Source organism: Testudinibacter sp. 'clade 2' (assembly GCF_006227735.1).
Classification (GTDB): domain Bacteria; phylum Pseudomonadota; class Gammaproteobacteria; order Enterobacterales; family Pasteurellaceae; genus Chelonobacter.
The window spans coordinates 1-4,140 of sequence record NZ_VDHB01000196.1 but is presented as its reverse complement, the minus strand read 5'-3'; the positions used below and the strand labels follow the sequence as shown (position 1 = coordinate 4,140).

The window sequence follows — 4,140 nt, the reverse complement described above, 5'->3', positions numbered from 1 at the left end:
CTATTGATTTCGGCTTACGCCTAGATTGTGCTCATTTTAAACAACAACTCAAAATATAAACAAAGATCAACAGACCCTAACCTGAGGTAGCGTTGATCAATAAGCTGCCTCAGTTTTTCTTATTTTTGGATCAGAATATGAATAAAAGAACCTTTAAACATTCCGCTTTACCCTATTTTTTCATTGCGCCGCAATTGCTGATTATCGCCGTATTTTTCGTCTGGCCGGCGTTGCAATCGGTCAATATGAGTTTTTATTTGCAAGATCCGTTCGGATTCAGTTCGACTTTTGTCGGTTTACAAAATTACATTGACGTGCTGAAAAATCCCAATTATTTCAAATCGTTCCGCTTTACCTTGCTGTTTTCGCTGTTAGTCACCTTTTTCTCACTGGCGCTTGCTTTGTTGCTGGCAGTGAAAGCCGACCAAGTGATTCGCGCCAAAAACAGTTATAACACCCTGATTATCTGGCCCTATGCGATTGCGCCTGCGGTGGCGGGCTTGCTGGCGGTTTTTCTGTTTGATTCCCATGTCGGTCCACTGTACCAACTGTTTAACCAGATGTGGCATTTTGATCATAAACTGGATTCATTTGATGCGACGTTGGCATTGGTGCTGGTATCCGTCTGGAAACAGGTGAGCGTCAACTTTGTGTATTTTATTGCGGGTTTACAGGGCATACCGCACTCGGTGAAGGAAGCTGCGGCAATTGATTGTAAAAGTCGTACTAAGCGCTTTTGGACGATCACTTTTCCATTACTGGCACCGACCACGTTTTTCTTGCTGGTGATCAACATTACTTACGCCTTTTTTGAAACCTTTGGCATCATCGACACCTTGACTCGCGGTCGTCCAAGCGGTGAAACCTCAACCTTGGTGTATAAAATCTATCAGGATGGCTTTCTTGGTGCAGATTTGGGCGGCAGTTCGGCACAATCGGTGCTGTTGATGGTATTTGTGATGTTGCTGACGGTAGTGCAATTCCGTTTTTTAGAAAAGAAAATTCACTATTGATCAACGCTTGAGGAATAATGATGAAAACAAAATTTTTTGATCATCTGATTTTAATCAGTGGGGTGATCTTTTTGATGCTGCCGGTGTGGTTGGCGCTGACCTCGTCCACCCACAGCGCTGAATATTTGGCGCGCAACGGGATACAATTTTGGTTCGGTGACGAATTTATCAGTACTTATCGTGATCTACTGTTCGGCTCCTCTAGTGTCTTTTTAAATGACACCTCGTTGCAAATTAAAGGTGCCAGCGGTTTGGTGATGTTGAAAAACTCGCTGATTTTAGGGTTGGGCTTCGCCATCGGCAAAATCATCATTTCAATGTTGGCAGCATATGCGATTGTTTATTTTCGCTTCCCGATGGGAACATTTCTGTTCTGGATTATCTTTAGCTCTCTGCTGTTGCCGCTCGAAGTACGGATCATTCCGTCCTACGAAATCGTAGCGCAATTGGGCATGGTCAACAGTTACACCGGCTTGATTTTACCGCTGATTGCGTCCGCAACCGCAACGTTTTTCTTCCGCCAGTTTTTTCTGTCGATTCCAGACGAACTGATCGAAGCCGCCAAAATGGATAATGCTGGACCTTGGCGCTTTTTTATCGATATTTTATTGCCGTTGTCGAAAGCGATGATTGCCGCGATTTTCATTATTATGTTCGTGGTTGGTTGGAATCAGTATCTATGGCCGATTTTAATGACTACCGATGACAGTTTCAAAACCTTGCTGTTGGGGATTAAAGACATTATCAATGTGTTGGACGACGGCAAAATTCCGGCATATAACCGCGCTTTTGCCTTGGCAGTATTGTCGATTGCACCGCCGGTATTGGTGGTGGTGCTGTTCCAAAAATGGTTTATCAAAGGTTTGGTTGATTCCGACAAATAAACGAGAGAAAAACGATGTCCGCATTAGAAATCAGAAATGTCAGCAAAATTTATCCTAACGGCAAGGTGGCAACGCAACATGCCGATATCAGCATTGAAACCGGTGAGTTTGTGGTATTTGTCGGACCGTCCGGTTGTGGCAAATCTACGCTGCTGCGCATGATCGCCGGTTTGGAGTCGGTTACTTCAGGCGATATTTTGTTGGCAGACGAACGAATTAATGATTTGGAACCGGCCGATCGCAACATTGCGATGGTATTTCAAAACTACGCTTTGTATCCGCATATGACGGTGTTTAACAATCTGGCGTATGGCTTGATTAACCGTAAATATCCAAAAGCGGAAATTCAAAAACGCGTGGAAGCCACCGCAAAAATGTTGCAGTTAAGTGAGTATCTGCACAGCAAACCAAAAGAGCTTTCCGGCGGTCAGCGGCAGCGGGTGGCAATGGGACGGGCGATTGTGCGTGAACCGAAACTGTTTTTGTTTGATGAACCGTTGTCTAATCTGGATGCCAAACTGCGTAACACCATGCGCTTGGAAATCAAAGCATTACAGCGACGTTTGAAAACGACTGCGGTGTATGTCACGCACGATCAGGTGGAAGCGATGACGATGGCGGATAAAATCGTGATTCTCAATCGCGGTAAGGTTGAGCAAATCGGTACGCCGCAAGCGATCTATCACCGTCCGGCGAATTTGTTTGTGGCAACGTTTATGGGCTCGCCGGCGATGAATATTTTAGAGGCCAGTGTGCAGCAAAATATGTTGCGACTGCCAAGCGGGCACTATTTCAAACCGGCATTTGCATTGCCTGAAAATTGGCAGGGAAGAGCGGTCAAAATCGGAATCCGTTCGGAAAAAATCCAATTGTCACGCCAGCCACCGATGGTGGAAAACCCGTTTTTGCTGGCGGTCAAGGTGGTTGAAGATCTGGGTGCACAACGGGTGATTCACGGCAGTTTAGGTTCGCAACCATTATTGGCAGTGACTGAAATGCGTGATATTACCACCGACGAAACCTTGTATTTCAGCGTTGCCAGCAGCGACATCTACCTGTTTGATGCCGAAAGCGGACAGGCAATTTATCACGATAATATCAATCCTTAAGGCGGTGAAGATGATACAGCTAATTACCCGCCTCTGTTCTGAATTACCACCGGTGTCTGAAGCTACCTTGCATGAAATTTTGCAGGCAGAGCGCAGTAGTGAGGTGCATCGCCACTATATGCAACTGCCTTGTATGCACAGCATTGAATACGGAAATGCTACCAATAATGGGCAGTGCTTATCCGCCGATTTTCGTGTGGTTGCTTGGAATCTGGAACGGTGTCTCGATGTGAATGCAAGTGCGGTTTTGCTGCGTCAATATCAACCGGATATCGTGCTGTTGTCGGAAATGGACAACGGCATGGCGCGCACGCAACAACGCCACACCACACAGGCATTGGCGCAAGAGCTGGATATGTATTATCTATACGCTGTCGAGTTTCTGGAGCTCGATTTAGGCAGTGAAATCGAGCGCAAATTGGCAAGCGATGATTTCAATTGTAAAGGCTGGCACGGCAATGCGATTCTCAGCAAAGTGCGGTTTAAATCGGCGGCGATGCTGCGTTTTGATGATCACGGACACTGGTTTAGCGGACAAAAAGTGGGTAATCACTTCGGCGAAGCCCGTATCGGTGGTCGCATGGCATTATTGGCAGAAGTGGCAACTTCACAAGGTAATCTGTTAGTGGTCAGCACCCATTTGGAAAGCAACGTTAATCAGAACTTGGCTTATCGAGAACAACAAATGCGCACCCTTGCACAAGCCTGTCAGCAGTTTCGCCCTGATTTACCGGTGATTATCGGTGGTGACTTGAACAGTGGCAACAACCTTGCCGACGGTTTAGATCACCGTGCGGAACCGTTATTTGCGGCAATGGAACAGGTGGGCTATCACTGGCAGGCGAATCCACCCGGCGTGACGACACATCAATCAAGAATCACTCTGCGTCAGGATCGGCAACAAAAATTGGATTGGTTCTGTGCCAAAGCGATTCAATGCTCCCAGCGTGAAATTCTGTCTGCCTTCACCCCTGACGGCATGCCGTTGTCTGACCACGAACCGATTCTGGCGGATTGGGTTTATCCGAAATAACCCGCCCACAGCGCGGAGCGATGCTGGCACAAATTTGTAACTTGCCTTGCCCTTCGCCCCTTGTGGGAGAAGGACAGATTTTGGTACAACCCTAAGACATC

At 46.7% G+C, this 4,140-nt stretch carries 4 protein-coding genes; all 4 read left to right on the top strand.

From position 1 onward, the window contains the following. Positions 1–137 precede the first annotated feature (137 nt). The 4 genes from FHQ30_RS12480 to FHQ30_RS12465 are packed head-to-tail and all read left to right on the top strand — an operon-like array spanning position 138 to position 4,039. Positions 138–1,013 carry an ABC transporter permease subunit gene (locus FHQ30_RS12480; RefSeq protein WP_139611680.1) on the top strand — a complete coding sequence of 292 codons (876 nt, stop codon included), beginning with the start codon at positions 138–140 and terminating at the stop codon, positions 1,011–1,013. 20 nt (positions 1,014–1,033) lie between these two features. After that, positions 1,034–1,897, top strand: a complete 864-nt coding sequence (locus FHQ30_RS12475) for an ABC transporter permease subunit (protein ID WP_267963840.1) — start codon at positions 1,034–1,036, stop codon at positions 1,895–1,897. Between the two features lie 14 nt (positions 1,898–1,911). Continuing rightward, positions 1,912–3,006 carry an ABC transporter ATP-binding protein gene (locus FHQ30_RS12470; protein ID WP_139611678.1) on the top strand — a complete coding sequence of 365 codons (1,095 nt, stop codon included), beginning with the start codon at positions 1,912–1,914 and terminating at the stop codon, positions 3,004–3,006. Between the two features lie 10 nt (positions 3,007–3,016). After that, positions 3,017–4,039, top strand: a complete 1,023-nt coding sequence (locus tag FHQ30_RS12465; protein WP_176552650.1) for an endonuclease/exonuclease/phosphatase family protein — start codon at positions 3,017–3,019, stop codon at positions 4,037–4,039. Positions 4,040–4,140: the final 101 nt, after the last annotated feature.

What these genes read in the sequence shown, in the direction of transcription:
- FHQ30_RS12475 (WP_267963840.1), top strand. Translation starts at nt 1,034, where the DNA reads ATGAAAACAAAATTTTTTGATCATCTGATTTTAATCAGTGGGGTGATC.
- FHQ30_RS12480 (WP_139611680.1), top strand. Translation starts at nt 138, where the DNA reads ATGAATAAAAGAACCTTTAAACATTCCGCTTTACCCTATTTTTTCATT.
- FHQ30_RS12465 (WP_176552650.1), top strand. Translation starts at nt 3,017, where the DNA reads ATGATACAGCTAATTACCCGCCTCTGTTCTGAATTACCACCGGTGTCT.
- FHQ30_RS12470 (WP_139611678.1), top strand. Translation starts at nt 1,912, where the DNA reads ATGTCCGCATTAGAAATCAGAAATGTCAGCAAAATTTATCCTAACGGC.